The 20,398-nt window shown below is 59.3% G+C and carries 12 protein-coding genes; 8 read left to right on the top strand and 4 right to left on the bottom strand.

What is annotated here, in order from left to right:
* Positions 1-2: 2 nt before the first annotated feature.
* Positions 3-1,706 (bottom strand): DUF6350 family protein, encoded by a 1,704-nt coding sequence (locus QKB66_RS00210; RefSeq protein ID WP_248091139.1) that lies wholly within the window; start codon positions 1,704-1,706, stop codon positions 3-5.
* Positions 1,707-2,162: 456 nt separating this feature from the next.
* On the opposite strand from QKB66_RS00210, the gene QKB66_RS00205 reads away from it, so the two are divergent.
* From QKB66_RS00205 to QKB66_RS00185, 5 genes are all read left to right on the top strand, one after another.
* Complete coding sequence (locus QKB66_RS00205) at positions 2,163-2,933, top strand: M23 family metallopeptidase (RefSeq protein WP_414252434.1); 771 nt, start codon at positions 2,163-2,165, stop codon at positions 2,931-2,933.
* 244 nt (positions 2,934-3,177) lie between these two features.
* Positions 3,178-3,708 (top strand): PadR family transcriptional regulator, encoded by a 531-nt coding sequence (locus tag QKB66_RS00200; RefSeq protein ID WP_345791622.1) that lies wholly within the window; start codon positions 3,178-3,180, stop codon positions 3,706-3,708.
* A gap of 3 nt (positions 3,709-3,711) precedes the next feature.
* Complete coding sequence (locus QKB66_RS00195; RefSeq protein WP_061921232.1) at positions 3,712-4,416, top strand: ABC transporter ATP-binding protein; 705 nt, start codon at positions 3,712-3,714, stop codon at positions 4,414-4,416.
* 3 nt (positions 4,417-4,419) lie between these two features.
* Entirely contained in the window at positions 4,420-7,098 is a 2,679-nt protein-coding gene (locus QKB66_RS00190; protein WP_414252433.1) for an ABC transporter permease, read from the top strand.
* Between the two features lie 415 nt (positions 7,099-7,513).
* Positions 7,514-8,278, top strand: a complete 765-nt coding sequence (locus tag QKB66_RS00185; RefSeq protein ID WP_414252432.1) for a M23 family metallopeptidase — start codon at positions 7,514-7,516, stop codon at positions 8,276-8,278.
* A 19-nt stretch (positions 8,279-8,297) separates the two neighbouring features.
* Here QKB66_RS00185 and pcrA read toward each other — a convergent pair whose 3' ends face one another.
* Positions 8,298-10,913, bottom strand: a complete 2,616-nt coding sequence (pcrA, locus tag QKB66_RS00180; protein WP_414252431.1) for a DNA helicase PcrA — start codon at positions 10,911-10,913, stop codon at positions 8,298-8,300.
* A 119-nt stretch (positions 10,914-11,032) separates the two neighbouring features.
* Between pcrA and QKB66_RS00175 the strand changes: the two genes are divergently transcribed.
* The 3 genes from QKB66_RS00175 to pgi all read left to right on the top strand — a co-directional run bounded on the left by QKB66_RS00175 (position 11,033) and on the right by pgi (position 14,503).
* On the top strand, positions 11,033-11,392 hold the full coding sequence (locus tag QKB66_RS00175) for a chorismate mutase (protein WP_061921220.1): 360 nt from the start codon (positions 11,033-11,035) through the stop codon (positions 11,390-11,392).
* 51 nt (positions 11,393-11,443) lie between these two features.
* A complete protein-coding gene (locus QKB66_RS00170) occupies positions 11,444-12,790 on the top strand; it encodes a Na+/H+ antiporter family protein (RefSeq protein WP_248091151.1) in 1,347 nt (448 codons plus the stop codon).
* A gap of 81 nt (positions 12,791-12,871) precedes the next feature.
* Positions 12,872-14,503: a glucose-6-phosphate isomerase gene (gene pgi, locus QKB66_RS00165; protein ID WP_284841887.1), complete on the top strand. Its 1,632-nt coding sequence runs from the start codon at positions 12,872-12,874 to the stop codon at positions 14,501-14,503.
* Positions 14,504-14,536: 33 nt separating this feature from the next.
* Here the strand turns inward: pgi and QKB66_RS00160 are convergent, their stop codons facing one another.
* Entirely contained in the window at positions 14,537-15,382 is an 846-nt protein-coding gene (locus QKB66_RS00160; protein ID WP_061921212.1) for a DNA-formamidopyrimidine glycosylase family protein, read from the bottom strand.
* A 115-nt stretch (positions 15,383-15,497) separates the two neighbouring features.
* Complete coding sequence (locus tag QKB66_RS00155; protein ID WP_414252430.1) at positions 15,498-20,390, bottom strand: ATP-dependent helicase; 4,893 nt, start codon at positions 20,388-20,390, stop codon at positions 15,498-15,500.
* Between the last annotated feature and the right edge of the window lie 8 nt (positions 20,391-20,398).

The following is a 20,398-nucleotide window of genomic DNA, read 5'->3' as shown; positions in this document are numbered from 1 at the left end:
GCCTAGTCCTTGTGAGGCTCCTGCGGGAATTCTTCGACAATTTCGCCGTCGATGACTTCCGCTTCTACCCCAGAATCGGCGGGCTTTGCCGTTTCTTCCGCTGCTTCTTCGGCTGCTTCTTCGGCCGATTCGTTTGCCTTTTCTACAGCTGTTTCATCAGCCTCATCATCTTCTGGAGCGTCTGCGACCGACTCCTCTTCAGGGGCACCCATTGATTCTTCCGGCACAGACTCCTCTTCGGCCGATTCCTCACCCGTGGCATTTTCACTTGCAGCATCCGGTTTAATCGATTCCGCCACGGCACCTTCGGAAGTGTTTGGCGCAGTTTCTTCAGCTTCAGCGTCTTCCACTTCAGCTTCTTCTGCTTCGGCGTCTGCAAATGCAGCGTCCGCCGCAGCTTCCTCAGCCTTGTCGGATTCTGCGGCGGCTGCTGCCGAGGCGTTGCGGGATGCATGCCAGGCACCGATTGCGAAGGCACAGGCAAAGCCCAATGCGATTGCCGCAAACCATAACGCCACGAGACCCGTTGCGGTCCACACGTTTAGGCCCGTTGTGCCATAGATGCCAAGCACGCCGGAAACGAAGTAGCTCAAAAGCAGGGTAAAGAAAGCAACAAAGGCACTCGCAGCGACCGCAAAGAAAAAGTTCACGTGGCGGCGTGCGCGCCAGACCACATAGATGGCCGAGGCGATCGGAACAACGAGAAGGCCTACCGCCCAAGGCGCAATGGAAGAAGGAACTACGCCCACGATTGGCAGCGGCGGCAAGGAAACCATGTGGATGCTAAACAGGCTGATGCTGCTTTCCGGGCCGAACTGGAATTCAGAACCAGACAGAATGCCGCCTGTACCGATAACTGCGTTTGGGATATACAGAGCGCTAATCAGGTAGAGCAGGAATCCACCCAAGCCATCGATGCTCGGGTACGCATTCATCATCTCGCTCTGACGGGACCAGCCCACAATGGCAACGATGAGGCACACTACTGCCGAGGCTGCAAAAAGCACACCGAGGTAACGCAGCGCTACTTGCGCGGCGTCGACAAGCATGCGCGGCATACCGAAACGTTTGACCAATGCCTTCCACAAGCGCGAACCCATGCCACCGGCCAGCGCCGACAGATGTAGCAGAAGCATGCGCGGCAAGACCACGAAGAAATTAGGCGGCGAGACATCAAATACCTTGCCGGCGTCCCACAACATCAGCCACGCGATGATCGAGAGAAGCAGCGGTACACCGACAACACAGCCTAAGAGGACCAAAAGATCTTTGATACTGACCTTATGCTTGATCGCCTGACGGATCCGGCGCCCGACAATAAAGGCTAAGACACCTGCCGGCAGCAACGGCAAAACGGAAAGCTCAATTCCGCCTGCCGAAATCGGCGCGAGGTTAAATACCATCCACGCTTCGGCAACGATCGTGGGCAGCCATGCCAAAGGCGAGCTTGTTAAAAGCAGCGCCGCCAATGCCACTGCAAGCACCACCAACACCACAACGGCGTTAGGGATTGCCACCGTCCACAGCATTCGGCGGATGCGCCCGGCCAAAGTGGTAGGCGCGGTAGCTCGACGGGCGCGCGCCTGGGAGCCGACCTTGTTGGCCACGCGTGCAGCTGGTTTGGATGAGCCGGCGCCACCTCGCCCGCGCACTTGCGCGCGCGAACGGGAAGCCGACCGCGTTTGAGGGCTGGTGTTTTTGTTCATCGCGTCCACTTTGCCATGGCCCATCGTCCATTTTGGGTTGGCGCGACGATAACAAGCTGAATTGGCGGCACTTCGCACTAACCTTAAGGTACTAGCTCAGGCGCACAACAGCGCTATATTTACTGTATGAAACAGAAAGCGACTATTAACGCTACCGTGATGACCGTGCACTCTGAGCAAACATGCACCGCCTATACTGGCCAATTACGCTTATCGCTAGCTCTACCTAAAGTGTGACACAAACCCTTTCAGGCCCTGTCCAGCTAATTTCACCGAAAAGGTCGAAAAATTTCCATAACGGCTTGCTGTTATTATTTCGAGACGCTACTGTTACATCTCGTTGGTAACAGGAAGGTCACAATCCAGTAACCAACCGCCCAAAGACGTAACGCTTACTTTTTTGGTTTCTAGTGCAGGTGCGGTTGGCGGATTGTGAAGACAATGGAAGAAGAAATCATGCGAAGCAAGACTCAGCGGAACGCCGGCCGTCACCGCCAGATCGCCACCTCGCAGACTGCGAAAGGTCGTCTAGCACTGGTGACCGTCGCTGCAGGAGCTGTCTCCACCGCAGGTGTCGGTGGCGCAGCAGCTGCCAACCTTCAGGCAGACAATGCCGGCATGAAGGCGCAGACCGTCGACTACAACCTTGCTACCGAGTCTGACGCCCTGCAGGACGTTCAGAATGGCGCCCAGGCTGCCGCTGAGGAAGCTGCCGCCGCTACCCCACAGATCCTGAACGTTGCCGAGGCAAAGCCGGTAGCAGATCTTTCCGCTCAGCTGGATAAGGCAATTCAGGCATCTGAGGCACGTGCTGCTGCCGATGAAGCATCCCGCGCACCATCCGTCGTCCGCCCAGCCGAGGGCACTTTCACCTCCGGATTCGGACCACGATGGGGTTCCTTCCACTCTGGCATCGACATCGCTAACGCTGTCGGTACCCCAATCCTCGCCGCTATGGACGGCACCGTCATCGATTCCGGCCCAGCTTCCGGTTTCGGCCAGTGGATCCGCATCAAGCACGATGACGGCTCCATGACCGTCTACGGCCACATGCAGACCTTGGACGTTGCAGTTGGCGAGCGCGTGCACGCCGGCCAGAAGATTGCCGGCATGGGTTCAATGGGCTTTTCCACCGGTTCCCACCTGCACTTCGAGATTCACCCAGCAGGCCAAGGCGCAGTTGACCCAATCTCTTGGTTCGCAGCCCGCGGAATCAACATCTCCTAAAGCACTAGCCTTTAAAATTCCTTCTTCCCACCCTCCTTCTCACCTGGTTTAAGCGGTAACAGGACTTCGCTTCCTGTTGCCGCTTTCGTGGTTTTGGCCACCCACCCTTGCCGCCGCATTACTTACCCAGTAAGCTACGCTATAGGTTACCCGGTAATCAATGATTACTATCGGCTTGACCGGCAACTTTCCAAAATCTATATCCATCCCCCTGGCAGGAAATATGTCCATTAAACATTCTCTCTTGTCGCTCCTTAGCGCTGAGCCAGCTACCGCCAGCATGCTGCAAAGCCACTTCGCGGAAGCGCTGGATGGACTATGGCCACTCAACATCGGCCAAGTTGCACAAACGCTAAAACGACTCGAAAGAGACAACTTCATCGAGGAGCACGGCACAGCCGTAGGCCCCACGGGCAGGCATGCCACGACCTATCGCATCACTACACAAGGCCGTGCGGAGCTTGCGGACTGGTGGACGCGGGGCGTCGCCAAGCATGCGCTCGAAAGAGATGAACTCGTCCTCAAGGTAGCGCTCGCTGCCCAACGCAGCGACGTCGATGCCATTGAAATTCTGGATGCCCAGCGCTTTGCCACCCTGAAGCAGCTTCGGCTTCTAAACCAGCAGGCCGCCGAATTACCTGAAACCCGCAGCGCCACGCGGCTGGCCCTCGAACGCGAAATCTTTGACCTTGAAGCACTGCTGCGGTGGCTCGACCGGGCTGAGGCTCTAAATCCCCACACCTCCGCTTCTACTTCCAATCAACCAAAGGAATAGACCATGCATAACAGCGAAGAAACCACCCACCCATTACCACTTGAGCTTCATAATGTCTCCCGCGAGTTCGGCTCTGGCGCGCGCCAAGTTATCGCACTTAAGGAGGCAAACCTGCAGCTTCATCCCGGCAAGCTCATCGCCATCATGGGCCCTTCTGGTTCCGGCAAGTCCACGTTGCTCAACGTCGCTGGGCTCCTGCTGCCACCGACCTCTGGACGCGTGCTTGTCAACGGCGAGGATGCTGCGGGGCTGTCCAAATCTGCTGCCGCTCAGTTGCGCCGCCGGAACCTAGGTTTCGTCTTCCAGGACTTCAGCTTGGTGCCCACCCTCAGCATCGGTGAGAACGTCACCCTACCCCTTGAATTAGATGGCGTTAGCCCTAAGAAGTGCCGCGAGGCCGCTGAAATTGCGCTTGCGGAAGTAGGCCTGGAAAATGTCGCTGACCGCTTCCCTGAGGAAATCTCAGGCGGTCAGGCGCAAAGGGCCGCAATCGCCCGTGCACTCATTGGCCCGCGCCAGGTATTGCTCGCGGATGAGCCGACCGGCGCGCTCGATACCGCCACCAGCGAAGAAGTCATGAAGGTGCTGCGCTCTCGCATCGACGCTGGCGCCGCCGGGCTTCTCGTTACCCATGAGCCACGTTTCGCCGCATGGGCCGACTCCGTTGTAATGATGCGCGATGGCGTCCTCAGCGGAAAGGAGCATTAGTCAATGTCTGCTCTTTTAGCCGCCGCCCGCCCCACCTATCGCGACATGTTGGCCCATCGCTGGCGCAGCCTAGCCGGGGTGGCATTGGTTGCACTTCCCGTCGCCGTTTTGGTGTGCCTGGGCATACTGGGCGTCAATGGCGATAGGTTCCACAACGTATTTTCAAGCAATCCGCGCACGATTGGCGTGGCGGCTTCAGAAGATACAAAAGCGGTGCACCTGGAACCTGCAGCGGGTTTTGCTTCCCACGCAGAAGAAATCTTGCCTGGTGACCTGCGCCCCTCCCCGATTTTTGGGCCCGTCACCGTGGGAGTTCAGCACGATTCAAAACACTCCAATATCCAGATCACCCAATTCGACAGTGCTCTACCGCCCACTAAAGCACAACCCCTCATCGATTCCGCGCACCCCGACGAGGGAACGCTCATCTTGTCCTATGCAGATGCGCGTTCATTAGGAGTACACAAAGGTGATGTTGTCAGCATAAGTTCCCCTACCCCTGGCGGCTTATCGGAGGCAAAGGTCGCGGGCATCATCCCCGGCGGTAGGAGCTATGCCACGGCACCAGTCCTTACGAACACGGAGTTCTTGGCCCAGCACCCGGAGCAAGCTACGTGGGCCATCGTGGGCGATACCGTGCTCAACCAAAATGACATCGCACGGGTGCAGTCGGCAGGCTTTAGCATTTACGACAAATCTTTATCTGAAGCAACGATAATCGATAGCGGCGTCCACCTAAATTTTGAAGCCTTCTTAAGCTTCATCGCCATCGCCAGTTCTTTTGCTTTTGCGGTTACGCTGCTCCTTGCACTTATCGCGCCAGTGTTTAGCTTCGCTTTGCGCCGGAATACACGCATGTACGCACTCATGGCAGCACAGGGCGCACAACCAAAGCACATCGCTACAGCCGTATTAGCCTATGGCTTCTTCACAGGCCTGCTCGGCGCCACGAGCGGCGCAGTGCTCGGACTCGCAGGCAGCTATGCCATCGGGGCACTGCGTTTTCCTGGAGTAAAGCTCGATGTTCCACTGCTTTATCCACTTGCGCTCTGGGCTATCGCAATTGTTGCTTCCACGGCCGCCGCTCTGGTGCCCGCTTGGCTCGCCGCCCGCCAGGCGCTTGCACCCTCCCTCCACGGCGGCATGCCGGATCGAAGCCTCAACTGGCGCAAGGAAATGGCATACGGCCCTGTCGCATTGCCCGTTATCCTCATCGCGCTGCTTACCCCATTCGGTAAGTCAATCTATTCACTGCTCATCCTGCTGGCTTTCCTCGCCACAGCCGCAAGCGTTCCCGCGCTGGTATATGCCACCGCACGCGTATGCAGTCACCACGGCCTCGCTTTGCGGATTGCCAGCCGCGATCTCATGCGACGTGGATTCCATACGGTCCCAACCGCTATCGCGCTCATCGCCGTAACCTTAGCTGCGGCCGCGGGTTCCGTAGGCGTTCGCAGTGACGAAGCATGGTGGGACAAGGTGGACACGGTAGTAAATCCCTCCACCTCAGCAATAGTCAGAAACACGGATTATCAAAAGAACTTGGGCGCACCGGCCAACAAAGTGGAACAGCGAGCCATCGATAGTGCGCTTGCACTGCAGCCTGGCAAGCCCCTTGAGACTTTTGGATATACCGATTGGAATTCCACCTCTATTCCTGGTTCTTCCATTCCAAATATTGCTCTCGAGATGGAATATGACTACACCTGCGAGCAGACTTCCTACAACGACTCTGTCGAGCAGGCTACCTTCATTGACAAAGATGGCCGCAGGACCGATGAGTCTGGAGAAGCACGGCAGAATTGTCTGCATGACATGATGACGTGGTTCCCGTCTAGCGCCTTCACTCGCTATGGCCGCACGCTAGAAGCAACGCCCGAAACGCTCGACCTCTGGAACTTCGACAGCGATGCTGACCGCCAAGCGGCGGCAGATACACTCCGTAAGGGCGGAGTCGTCTTGACTCATAACAGTCACCTCGATGGGCGCGACCATGCCGAGTTCACCGCTGTTCGGACCCCACAGGGCCAAACCGAACCGCGCGAAGAGGTTAGCGCTACGCTGCCTGCGGTCGAGGCGCTTCCCGCGTTGGGCCGCGATCTCAGGTTGGTTAGCCCTGCGGCGGCAAAGAAGCTAAAGATCTCCTCCTCCCGAATCGGCACGGCGATTGTCTTCGATAAGACTTTGGAGCGCAGCCAACAGAAGGAAATTGAAGAAGCCGTAGAAAACGCTACCGGCGGCGAATACGAGATTTCCTTCACAAAGACCACGAGCAAGGCAAAGGAATACGCCCCTGCCATTGCCCTATGGAGCATCGGCTTCATCTTGTTAGTGCTCATCATCGCCAACTCCGCGGCAGCGCTACGCCGCAGCGGAAAGCTCTTTGAGTCTTTGGGTGCAGAACCTTCCCTCATGCCGAAGGTCGCCGCTTGGCGCACGTGGTTGGTTGGCATCCTTGGAATGGTGCTCGGTTTCATCGTCGGCGAGATTATTGGAATCATCATGATTCGTGTGCCGCGTCCAGGCAGGCCCGAAGCAAACGAGCTGTTCTATCAGGGAGATCTCTACAGCATGGACTGGTGGCAACTTGCGGGCGTGTTCATAGTGCCTTTGCTTGGTGCGGGCGCTTCCTGGCTAGTACACCAGCGCTTAAGTGCAGTCGAGGCTGAACAAAACGATTAGCCCAAGAGCCACATCAGCAAATCGTCCCGAATGCAAGGCCTGTACCGAGTCTAGGCACAGGCCTTGTCGCAGCTCAGGAGGGGCTTTTACTGAATGAATCCTGGCAGCCCCATAACGTCACCCCCAATATCCACCCCCACAACCTAAACCCATACTTCACAGTCGTAACTATTTTCACATTAGTAACATGTGTAACATGCTGGCATGTTCGAATAATTTTCGAACATTTCCTGTCTTTACCTGCAATTTTCACAATTGCAACAGTACGAAAAGCTCGATAACTTTATCTCGTTGCCATAAACGGCCTCGATATTCCGGATTGAACTTTTTCGGCGTGTCGAAACGCGTCCGTTTGGCACTACAGGCTTAACCGAGCCACCCCGAACATGCTCCGTCATGAAAAGGACTTGAAGTTATGAAGCGCAATTCCCGCGCACGCAAGATTGTGGCGCTCACGGCCCTATCCTTGAGCACTGCACTTGCCACCACCATGGGCGCTACCGCCTCTGCCGCGCAGCCGGCAGCTAGCGTAGACGTCTCTGATGGCTCGTCACAGCCAGAAGTATCTACTAATGCAGATAACGCAACGCTTATCGACGCCTTCGTCGGGCTGACCAAGTCCACGGCCGGCGTACTCGCGGGCGCTGCTACCCCAGAGGTATCGAATGAGGGCGGGGCGCTGAACATCGTTCTCGACCCTTCGAGTGTTCCAGGGCTTGCCGAGGCTTTCGCGCCTTCCGGCAATCACTCCGGACTGAAGCCAACGAAGAGCCAGGACTCCGCGGGCAACACCGTGGTGTTCCCTACTTCCGGCACTCTTACTTCCGGCTTCGGCCCGCGCTGGGGCGCCTTCCACAGCGGAATCGACATTGCTAATCCGATTGGCACGCCGATTTACTCCATCATGGACGGTGAAGTTATCTCCTCTGGTCCGGCTCAAGGCTTTGGCCACTGGATCCGCATCCAGCACGATGATGGAACCATCTCCGTCTATGGCCATATGCCGGGCGACCAACTGCTTGTCAACGTCGGAGACCGCGTGAGCGCAGGTCAGCAGATCTCCGTCATCGGCAACGAGGGTCAGTCCACCGGCCCGCACCTCCACTTCGAGGTGCACCCGGGCGGCGGCGCAGCCGTGGACCCGGTCGATTGGTTCGCTCAGCGTGGCATCAACATCTAAGCGAATCGCCTAAAAGCGCTTAAAGCTTTTCCATCGGCACACCGCCGATGAGCATCAAGCGCACTTTGCCGGCGCTTCCGAAGTCCACCGTCACCGTGGCGCGTGGACCGGAGCCGGAGGCATCGATGACCGTTCCCAGGCCGTACTTGGCGTGGTTGACGCGGTCTCCCACAACTAAATTCAGCTGGTTGTTCTTAGGCATCGAGCTGGCAGGAGCAGGCTTACGCGTGCGTTGCGAAGGGGAAGACGTAGCGCGCGGGGAGGTCCTGCCCCAGCCGGACCAATCGGAGCCATAGGAGCGGCCATATTGGTAGGAATCATCTCCGCCCCATGCGCTAGACAGCGAGCTGTCTGGTTCTTCACGGCGCCAGTCGATGAGGTCTTCGGGGACCTCGGCGAGGAAGCGACTGGCCGGATTCGTCATCGGGTTACCCCAGGACGAGCGAAGAATTGCGCGGGTAAGATAGAGCTGCTCGCGAGCGCGTGTGATGCCCACATAAGCCAAGCGGCGTTCCTCACTGAGCTCTTTTGGATCCCCTAAAGAGCGCATGTGCGGGAATTGGCCATCTTCCCAGCCTGTGAGGAAGACGACTGGGAATTCCAAGCCCTTGGCAGTGTGCAAGGTCATCAGCGTGACCACGCCAGTTTCGTTGTCAGGGATTTGGTCTGCGTCAGCTACCAAAGACACCTTCTCTAGGAAAGCCTGGAGCGAGCCGGGTAGGGCCTCCCCCTCGGCGAGCTCCGGGCTTAAATCTTCTACAGCGTCGGCTCCGGTAAACGCCATCTGATTAGCCGCCTCGGAGCTAAATTCTCGGGCAACGGAAACCAACTCGTTGAGGTTATCCAGCCGCGCGCCATCCTGCGGATCATTCGAGTTCTCCAACTCCGCACGGTATCCAGTTGCATCGAGCACGGCACTGAGCAGATCACCAAGATCCGGCTGATGAGTAACCTCGTTAATCATGCTCGGAATCTGAGCGCGGATGCCTTCCATCATCTCGTTGAACTTCGACACTGCATTAACGGCTCGTGTGCCCATGCCCGCAATGTTGCCCGCGGCGGCATCGTACAGGGCCTTTCCAAAGCTCACTCCCAGGTTCTCTGCATGCAGCGCGATCTGGGATTGTGCTTTATCACCGATGGCGCGCTTTGGAACGTTGATAATGCGGCGCAGGCTCACTGTGTCATCCGGATTATCAATGATGCGCAGATAAGCCACCATGTCACGGATTTCGCGGCGTTCATAGAAGCGAGTGCCGCCCACAACCTTGTACGGGATTCCGGAGCGAACAAAGATATCTTCCAACGCACGCGAGGCATTGTTCGTGCGGTACATGATCGCCATATCGGAATAGGCGCGGCCCTTATCTGCCAGAGAGTCGATCTCAGAAGCAATAAAACGGGCCTCATCATGCTCGTTATCGGCGACATAGCCGACGATCTTCGCGCCTTCGCCGTGCGCAGTCCACAGGTTCTTCTCACGGCGGCCCTCGTTCTTCGCGATGAGAGCGTTCGCCGCGTTCAGAATGGTCTGAGTGGAGCGATAGTTCTGCTCCAACAAAATGGTGTGCGCCTGCGGATAGTCACGCTCGAATTCCTGAATGTTGCGGATCGTAGCGCCACGGAAGGCATAAATGGACTGATCTGAGTCACCCACCACGCACAATTCTGGTGCATCGGGGCCTAGCTCTCCCCTACCCACCAATGCAGAAACCAGCGCATACTGCGCATGGTTGGTGTCCTGATACTCATCAATAAGAACGTGCTTGAAGCGGCGACGATAGAAATCCACCACCTGTGGGTGCTGATGGAAAATACGCACTACCTCACCGATGAGGTCATCGAAGTCCACGGAGTTAGCTGCACGCAGGCGGCGCTGATATTCATCGAAGACGCGTGCAACCGTAATCTCGAAAGGATTCTTGGTCTTTTCTGCTTCTGCCAAAGCGTCAGCCGGCGAGACCAGCTCATTTTTGTGATTCGAAATCTGATTGGCCAGCACGCGGGCGGTGTACTTCTTTAGATCCAACTGCATGTCTTTGGCGATCATGGTCAAAAGGCGGCGTGCATCATCACCGTCATAAATAGTGAAGCTGGTGTTCAGTCCTGGCACCAGCTGCGCGTTTTGGCGCAGGATACGCACGCAGATGGAGTGGAAGGTAGAAACCCACATGCGCTCGGCCACTGGCCCCACCAGCTGGCCCACGCGCTCTTTCATCTCCGTGGCGGCCTTGTTGGTAAAGGTAATAGCCAAAACCTCCCACGGAGCCACCCCACGATTGCGCATGAGATAAGCAATGCGGCGGGTAAGCACAGCAGTCTTACCAGAGCCCGCACCCGCCACAATCAGCAGCGGCGAACCAGCGTGCGTTACCGCCTCAAGCTGCTGCGGGTTCAGGCCCTCAGTAAGCGGATCGGGGTCCACAGCGCCAGGCGCGCCAGCTGGGTTCGATGCAGCACCAGCAGCAGGCCCCCTCGAAGTAGGAGCCCCAAAGCCACCCGACTGTGGCTGCGGCGCGGCAGGCCGAGCGGGCCCACCGAAACCGCCGAAGCCGCCAAAAAGATCCGGCTGGCTGTTGGCAGAATTTTTTCCATCTGGGCGTGGAGCTGGGGAGAATTCAGACGCATTACTCATAGTGCCTACCAACCTACTAGCACCACCGGACATCCCCTCATAACACGCCTTATGCAGGGGAATTCGAATTTATCTGCTGCAGTTTCCTTTTTGGTTTCTAAGTGGCAGAATCTTGGGCTATGTCCTCTGCGAACAACCCGACTGAAAACTCCGCACACGCCAATAGCCTCGATACCAACGTTGTGGACAACGGCATGGAGATCCGCATGCCCTCCGGCACCGATGATCCCTTGAGCGATGCGGAGATTCAGAACTATCGCAAGGAAATCAACCGCTTGGATCGCGTTATCCTCGACGCTGCGAAGCGCCGCACGGAAATCTCCCAGACCATCGGGCGCACGCGCATGAACGCCGGCGGCACCAAGCTGGTGCACACCCGCGAGATTGCCATTCTCAACCAATTTCGCGACGAGCTCGGTGAGGAAGGCCCAGCCATCGCCTCTGCACTGCTGCGCATGGGCCGCGGAAAACTCGGCTAAACCTTTCAATAAATTTCATTTTTCTGGATAAAATACAGTAATCTCTTCGCCATGAATGCAGTTCTTGTCGCGGTCATCGTCATGCTCGTCCTCGCGCTTTTGCGTGTGCATGTTGTTGTCGCACTATTCCTTGGCGCGCTGACGGGCGGCCTGCTTTCCGGCATGGGACTCGACGCCACCATGGTCGCTTTCCAGGAGGGCCTCGGTGGCGGTGCCAAAATTGCCTTGAGCTATGCATTGCTGGGTGCCTTTGCCATGGCGGTCGCCGCGGCGGGCGTGCCGCAGCTGCTCGCCAACGCCTTGATTCGGCGGATCGGCGGGGACGGGGCGTCGCCAAGCGCAGCACAAGCCACCAAGTGGATCTTGGTCGCCGGCCTCATCGCTATGGCTGTGATGAGCCAGAACGTCATCCCCGTGCACATCGCGTTCATCCCGCTTATCGTGCCGCCACTGCTCAAGGTCATGAATGCCCTGCGCATCGACCGACGTCTGATTACCTGCTGCCTTACTTTCGGCCTGGTCACCACCTACATGTTCCTACCGGTAGGTTTCGGCTCCATCTTTTTGAATGACATTTTGTTATTCAACATCGGCCAAGCAGGCCTTAATACCGAAAGCATTTCCATCATGCATGTCATGGGAATTCCTGCCCTTGGTATGCTCTCTGGCCTGCTGATTGCCATGTTCTTCAGCTACCGCAAACCCCGCGATTACGCCGATACCCCGCTCAGCAATGAAGAGCCAACCGAAGAAGCCCCGTCGCGTTACAAGATTTGGGTCTGCGTTGTCGCCATCATCGCCACCTTCGGCGTGCAGATTGCGATGCAGGCGATGGATTTCGAATCCGATGGTCTTATGGTCGGCGCCCTGACAGGACTTGGCATCATGTTGGTCACCGGCGCCATCGATTGGCGCAAAGCAGACGATGTTTTCTCCGATGGCATGCGCATGATGGCGCTCATCGGTTTCATCATGATTACTGCCCAGGGCTTTGCCTCTGTCATGACAGCCACAGGTCAGGTCGAGGAGCTGGTGAATGCAACCAGCGATATCTTCGGCAGCAACAAGATGATGGCCGCCGCGGTCATGCTCATCGTGGGACTTGTCGTGACGATGGGCATCGGTTCTTCCTTCTCCACGCTTCCCATCATCTCCGTCATCTATGTTCCGCTGTGCATGTCACTGGGCTTTAGCCCCGCCGCGACGGTGGCCATCGTCGGCACCGCAGGCGCGCTTGGCGACGCCGGCTCCCCCGCCTCCGATTCCACCCTCGGCCCCACAGCGGGCCTAGGCGCAGACGGCCAGCACGATCACATCCGCGATTCGGTCATCCCGACCTTCCTGCACTTTAATATCCCGCTTCTCATCGCCGGCTGGATTGCAGCAATGGTCCTGTAGCTAACGGCAAAATGCTCCCGCGTGGACTACGGTGGTATCCGTAATTTTTAGTGTCTGACTAAAGCCAGAAAGGCCCTTGTAATGGACATCACCACCCAGCCCCAGTGGGACGCACTTGAGCAGCTCTTTGCGGAGAAGAAAGACCTCAATCTACGTGAGCTCTTCGCCGCTGACCCGCAGCGTGCAGCTCGCTTAGCTTTCGACGCTGCGGGGCTGCATGTCGATCTTTCCAAGAACCTGGTCGATGACGATGTCCTCACGGCATTGGTAGAACTTGCACGGGCTGCAGACGTAGAAGCCCGCCGCGATGCCATGTTCGACGGCGAACACATCAACAACACTGAGGACCGCGCCGTATTGCACACCGCCCTGCGTCAGCCGGCAGATGCGCAGCTTAGCGTGGATGGACAAGACGCAGTAGCTGACGTTCACGAAGTTTTGGGCCGTATGCGTGCCTTTTCTGATTCCCTGCGCGATGGCAGCTGGCTGGGGCATACGGGTAAGAAGATCCGTACCGTGGTCAACATCGGTATCGGCGGCTCCGACTTGGGCCCAGCCATGGCTTCGAAGGCGCTGCGCAGCTACGAAGACGCCGGCATCAAGGCACTTTTTGTCTCCAACGTTGACCCGGCTGACATGGCTGCGGCGCTGGACCAGGTAGAAGCTGAGGAGACTCTGTTCATCATTGCTTCTAAGACCTTTACCACCCAGGAGACCCTGACCAATGCGCACGCGGCGCGCGCGTGGCTCATCAATAAGTTGGGTGATGAGGCGGCAGTGGCCAAGCACTTCGTTGCTGTATCGACCAACGCCGAGAAGGTCTCCGAGTTCGGCATCGACACTGCGAACATGTTCGGCTTCTGGAACTGGGTGGGCGGCCGCTACTCCATGGATTCCGCCATCGGCCTGTCCCTGATGTGCACCATCGGCGCGGAAAACTTCATGGACATGCTTGCCGGTTTCCATGCGATGGACGAGCACTTCCGCACCGCGGAGCTTGCGCAGAACCTACCGGTCCTGATGGGCATGCTCGGCGTGTGGTACTCCGACTTCCACGGCGCACAGACCCATGCGGTCCTGCCTTATTCTGAGGATCTAGGCCGCTTCCCTGCTTATCTACAGCAGCTGACCATGGAGTCCAACGGCAAGTCCGTTCGCCACGACGGCACCGCGGTTTCCACCGGCACTGGGGAAATCTACTGGGGCGAGCCGGGCACCAACGGCCAACACGCTTTCTTCCAGCTCATCCACCAGGGCACTCGCCTTATCCCGGCGGACTTCATCGGTTTTGCTCGCCCGCAGCAGGACTTCCCTACTGCCGACGGCACCGGCTCCATGCACGATCTGCTGATGGGTAACTTCTTTGCTCAGACCAAGGTTCTGGCATTCGGCAAGACTGCCGAGGAAATCACGGCGGAAGGCGTTGCCCCTGAGCTGGTTCCTCACAAGGTCATGCCGGGCAACCGTCCGACCACTACCATCATGGCGGAGCAGCTGACCCCGGCTGTGTTGGGCGCGCTCATCGCACTCTACGAGCACATCGTGTTCACTCAGGGCGTTATCTGGGATATCAACTCTTTCGACCAGTGGGGCGTGGAGCTGGGCAAGCAGCAGGCTAATGACTTGGCGCCGGCAGTCTCCGGCAAGGAGGAAGCAAACTCTGGCGATGCTTCCACCGATGAGCTCATTGGTTGGTACCGCTCCAACCGTTAAGCGCCTAGCGCTTAACGGTTGGAGCGAAGCCAATTAAGCCCCGGCCCGGGAATAGGGCTGGCAATGCGGGCACCACCAGATGATGCGCTCCAGCTCGCCTTCTTCCCCGCCGGCGTCAACGCCGCCGAGCGTCGACTTGGCAATTGGCGTGCCACACCGCCTGCACTTGGCGTTATTTCTGCCGAAGACGTAGGTGGTCTCCCCGGCGCGCCGCACACCCGTGGTCACGCGCACTGGGGAGTTGCGGTTGGCCCACATGATGCGCCGCGATATCTCCAGAATCCGCGGCACATCCACTTGGGCCACGCGAAGGGCCGGGTGCACGCCCGCGATGAAGCAGGCCTCCGCCCTGTATTCGTTGCCGATTCCGGCCACGTTTTTCTGATCCAGCAGCGCCGCCCCAATGGTACGGGTGGGCTGGCTTAAGATTCGCCGCGCGGCTTCGTCCGCGCCCTCAGACTCCCACTGCTCGCTCAAGATATCTGGGCCCAAATGCGAAATCCGCTCGTTGTACAAGGAGGCAGGATAGGCCTCGACCATGCCCAGCCAGTGACCCACCAGCTCAATATCGCGCGGGCTACTAGCGAGCTGCAGCACCACCCGTGCGCTATGGCCCGGCTTGCGCCATCTATCGCCCTTGTAGTGAATGGCCCACTGGCCTTCCATCTTCAGATGGGTGTGCAGCACCAAGCTTTCTGCATCGGGCCGCGCGAACTGCATGAAAAGATGCTTTCCATAAGGCCACACACGAGAAACTGTGCTGCCCTCCAAATGCACGGTGGCATACCGAGGCACCCTAAGCGACGCCCCGGTGACCTCACGGCCGGTCATAAACTGCAGCTTATTGGACAACTGCAGGACGGAATCACCTTCTGGCATGCGACCAGTCTAACTAGATGACAAAACCAGCTCGTTAAAGATGAGGTACCCGGTAGCCGCTGAGGCCCGTGGCACATGGATTTACCATCCTGGTTTTAGCGTTTGAGTTCGGTTTCTAGCGGCGGCTGCCCCGCGGACGAAATCCACCCGGCGCGCCACGGCCTGGTTCGGGAGGATCGTCAAAGCTTAAATCCGGTAGCTCCGCCAGAGCTTCCGAAACGCTTCGGCCGCGGCGTGGCTCCATGGGCTTTTGCCAGGGGTCGCTGCGGTTGTCTTCGATGCGGCGGGACGTGCGCGGCGGCGCAGACTTGGCCGAGATCCGCACGCCACGGGGACTGATGCCTGCGCCGAGGCCTCGCAAACGAGTGGCGATTGCCGATTCGAATGCGGGCGCTCCGTTGATTTTCTCAATCACCAGCGGGCTCAAGCGCCCTGCGGCGATGAGCTCCGTGAGACCTTCAAGCACTTTGCCAAGCACTTCATCAGCATCGATGTCTTCAGGCAGGGCGTCCAAGAAAGTTGTCAGCGTCTTTCCACCGCGGGTTAGATGCGCCACGCAGAGGCCGTCCATCAGCACCACTAGGGCACCGGCGCTACGGGTGGGGCCGTGGCCGCTGTCCGCGCCATCGCGCTGCGGCCAAGCAAGGGCTGCACCATACGGGTTGGCGGGATCCGTCGCGGCGAGCACGTAGGTATTAATTTCCGCAGTGCTCGCAGTGCCAGATGGCCAGCCCGTCACGTCGGGAGAATCGTTCATGCCACGCAAGCGATCGATGACCGCGGGAGTAGAAAACTGCGCCGCGCCAAGCCCTTCAATCACATAGCCGCGCATCGCCTTGCCAGATTCCTCAAAGCCAGAGAGCACTTTATAGGCCAGCGCGAAGCCGCCGAGCACATCCTCGGCCACCACGGAACCCCGAGTGAGCACGCCATAGCGGTCAAGCCAAGCCTCACCGTGCGCTACGGAGCGGCTCGTCGCGTCGACGCCTTGGCCTGACACGGAAGCAGCCCAACGGCCGGCCACGTCGGGGGCGGTTGCGGCCCCGCCGAGGCCCTGCGTTTGGGCAAAGGACGTGCGTCCCATGCGCAGCCGGGAACGGGTGGGGCGTCGCTTAGCGCGGTGCGCAGTTGCTCCCGAGCGCGAGCCGGCCGCGGCAATGTGCGTGCGGATTGGCGCAAAGGAATCGGGACTAACCAGGCCCATTTCTACCAGCTGCCACAGCGCTTCGCGCAGCTCCTCGGCAGTGCCAGGCACCTGCGCCGCGATATCGTTAAACAGGTAGCTACCGCCACCGCGCAGGACCTCCAGCGCCGCTAATTGCAGCATGCTCAACCCTTGCTCGTCAGGGTCAACCTGCGGCGCCAACTGCGCCGCGTAGTCCACCGGCAGCAACATGATCCACGGGTCATTCGTGCCAGCCTTGCCAGCGCCGACGATGAGCACCTCGCCATTAGAGGTCAGTTCATCGAGCATCGTCGGCGAGTAATCGCCCACACGCGCCGACAGAATCAGCGACTCCCACGCAGAGGCTGGCAGACGCACGCCGGCGAGCTGTTCAATCACACTGTAGACGCCATCCGCCCCGCGTAGCGCAGGCCGCTTGCCCACGGGCGCTACCTGCTGCCAATCGGGCAAGAAGCGTCCGAAAGCGGCGGCGCTAACAGGCTCCGTTGCAGCGCGTGCCGCAGCCAGCGAGCGCGAGCGAATGGTGCGCAAGACCTCCGCAGCGCAGTACTCGGTCTCCTCGATTCCTTGGCGGTAGCGGCCTTCCACCACGCTATCGAGACTCGCCAGCGCGGTGTGTGCCGCCGAGGCCGAAAGGCCAAAGGCCGCCTGCACATCCCCCAGCACGAAAGGCCCGCGGGTGCGTGCCCAACGCGAGACCAGCTGTTGCAAGGCATCGGTGATGGTGGACTGTTGCGCGGCAACACCAGGCGGGACGGGCACGCCAAGTCCGTCGCGAAGCAGCGGGGCGTCAAGGGGCTGTGCGAAGTGCTCGCGTCCTGCAATGCGCACCCGCATCACGCGGGCGCCCAGAGAATCGATTGCGCTCAGCGGCACCGAGGCATGCTCCGCCATCTCTTCCACCGGAATCGGCCCCAGCACCCGCAGCAGGTCTGCGACTTCCTCCGTCGTACGCGCCCGACGCTCCGCAGCGGTGCGCTGCAGCTGGGCATGCACCTGCTCGATGACCTCCGGATCTAAAAGCTCCCGCAGCTCTACCGTGCCCAAAAGCTTGGCCAGAAGCGCCGGATCAAGCGCTAGGGCCGCCGCCCGCTTTTCTGCCAGCGGAGAATCACCCTCGTACATGAAGGCGCCGGTGTAGTTAAACAGCAGAGTAGAGGCAAAAGGCGAAGGCTGCTCTGTGGTCACCTCCGCGATGCGAATGCGGCGCAAAGCCAGCTCGCGCATGGTTTCCGTCAACGCCGGCAGATCATAGACATCCTGCAGGACTTCGCGGACCGTCTCCAGGATGATGGGAAAGGAAGGGTACTTCCGCGCGACGTCGAGAAGCTGTTCTGCCCGCTGACGCTGCTGCCACAGCGGCGCGCGCTTGCCGGGATTGCGGCGCGGCAGCAACAGCGCACGCGCGGCACACTCACGAAAACGCGAGGCAAAGAGCGCGGAACCGCCCACCTGCTCGGCCACGATGTCCGAAATTTCATCGGCGTCGAAAAGAAAAAGCGCAGCATCCGGCTCCTTTTCCCCCTCGGGCAAGCGCAGGACGATACCGTCGTCGCCAGCCACTGCCTGCGCGTCCATGCCGGTCAGCTCCGCCACCCGCTGCCCCACCGCAAGCGCCCAGGCGGCATTCACACCCCGGCCGAACGGCGTGTGCAACACCACGCGCCAATCCCCGAGTTCGTCCTTAAAACGCTCGAGAACCAAGGTCTTCTCATCCGGAATAACACCCGTAGCCTCATGCTGTTCCTGCAGATAGGCCACGATGTTATCCACCGCATGCCCATCTGCGCCCTGGATGCTCTCTGGAGAAAGGTGCACCTGCCGGCGATAAGCACCCAAGGCCTTGCCTAGCTCATAGGGACGTCCTGCCTGGTCACCATTCCAGAAAGGCAACCGGCCAGTGTGCCCCGGCGCAGGGGTGACAATCACCTGATCGCGCGTGATTTCCTCAATGCGCCAGCTAGTAGCACCCAAGGTAAAGATATCGCCCACGCGGGATTCATAGACCATCTCCTCGTCGAGCTCACCCACGCGCCGGGGCGCGGCATTTTCTGCCCCCGCAGGCAGAAAGACGCCAAACATTCCGCGGTCCGGAATCGTGCCGCCGTTGGTAACAGCCACGCGCTGCGCACCGGGGCGCGGGCTCAGCCGGCCAGTGATGCGGTCGAAGACCACGCGGGGTTTGAGCTCCGCGAAGTCCGTGGAGGGATAGACGCCGGAGACCAGGTCGATGACGGAATCGAATACCTCCCTGGCCAAATCGCGATAGGGCCACGCGCGGCGCACCATGGCGTACCAGGCATCCACGTCTAGGCCACCCGCGTTATCTGGGGAGGTAACCGGAGCAACCTCGGCGACGGCGACAGCTGCCACGGTCTGCTGTGCCAACACGTCTAACGGGTTCTGCGGGGAGTGCATCTCCTCGATGAGGCCCTCGCGCATACGCGCCACGGTAAGAGTGGATTGCACAAGGTCAGCGCGGTGCTTCGGATAGAAAGAACCCTGCGATACAGCGCCCACGGAGTGCCCGGCGCGGCCCACGCGCTGCAGACCAGAGGCTACCGAAGGCGGTGATTCCACCTGCACCACTAGATCGACCGCGCCCATGTCGATGCCCAGCTCTAGCGAGCTGGTGGCCACCACTGCTCGCAGTGTGCCTTCCTTGAGCATCGTTTCAGTCAATGTGCGCTCGTCCTTCGACACCGAGCCGTGGTGTGCGCGAGCGATGACGGCAGGTGCCTTGCCGGCGACGTCGACTTGCTTCATCAGCTGCGCTGGGTCCCGGCGGGTAGCAGGCGACAAGCTTTCCGGATCATGCTCCATGGCATAAAGCTCATTGAGCCGGGAGGTCAGGCGCTCCGCGGTACGCCGCGAGTTCACGAACACGAGGGTGGAGCGGTGCTCCATGATTTCGCCGTAGAGGTCTTCTTCAATAAATGGCCAAATAGATTTCGCGGTGGGCAATGCCGAATCAGCCACCGCCGCGGGGCCAGTAATGCCCAGTGGATCATCCACTGTCATCTCACCGATAGTGGAGCCTTGCTCTGGGGTGGGAAGATCCGACATGTCTTCCACGGGCACGTGGACATCAAGCTGCCAGCGTTTTTCAGCCGACGGTGCCACGATTTCCACGGGCCTGTCGCCGCCCAAAAAATTCGACACTGCAGAAAGCGGGCGCACCGTTGCCGATAGCCCGATGCGCTGGAACTCCCCCGCCACGGCCGCCAGCCGCTCGAGCGTGAGCGCCAGGTGTACGCCACGCTTGGTGCCGGCCAGGGCGTGGATTTCATCAATGATGACGGTATCGACGGTAGATAGGATGCCCGCGGCCTTCGAGGTCAGCATCAAATAAGCCGACTCCGGAGTGGTGATGAGGATATCCGGCGGGCGGCGTACCTGCCGGGAGCGTTCTGCAGAAGGTGTATCCCCGGAGCGTACGCCGACGGTGATGTCGGGGGTGTCAAGTCCTAATCGTTCTGCTGCACGAGCGATGCCGTTCAGCGGAGCACGCAGGTTATTTTCCACGTCCACGCCAAGCGCCTTCAGCGGGGAGATATACAAAACCTTGACGCCTGAGGTGCCGCCCTTTACCGGCTGTCCTACGGGCAGTGCAGTTTGGCCTTCCTTTTCCACGAGGGAATTTAAGGCCCATAAAAACGCCGCCAGGGTTTTACCGGAGCCGGTGGGGGCGACCACGAGCGCATGGTTGCCGGATGAGATCTGCTCCCATGCCTCGCGCTGTACGGGCGTGGGCGCTGCGAAAACGTCCTCGAACCATTGCCGGACTTGGGGCCGGAAGCGGGTTAGGACGTTTTTGTTCATGCCTTACT

Source organism: Corynebacterium sp. c25Ua_89 (assembly GCF_047459735.1).
GTDB lineage: Bacteria > Actinomycetota > Actinomycetes > Mycobacteriales > Mycobacteriaceae > Corynebacterium > Corynebacterium simulans.
This window is presented reverse-complemented; position numbering and strand designations above follow the sequence as displayed.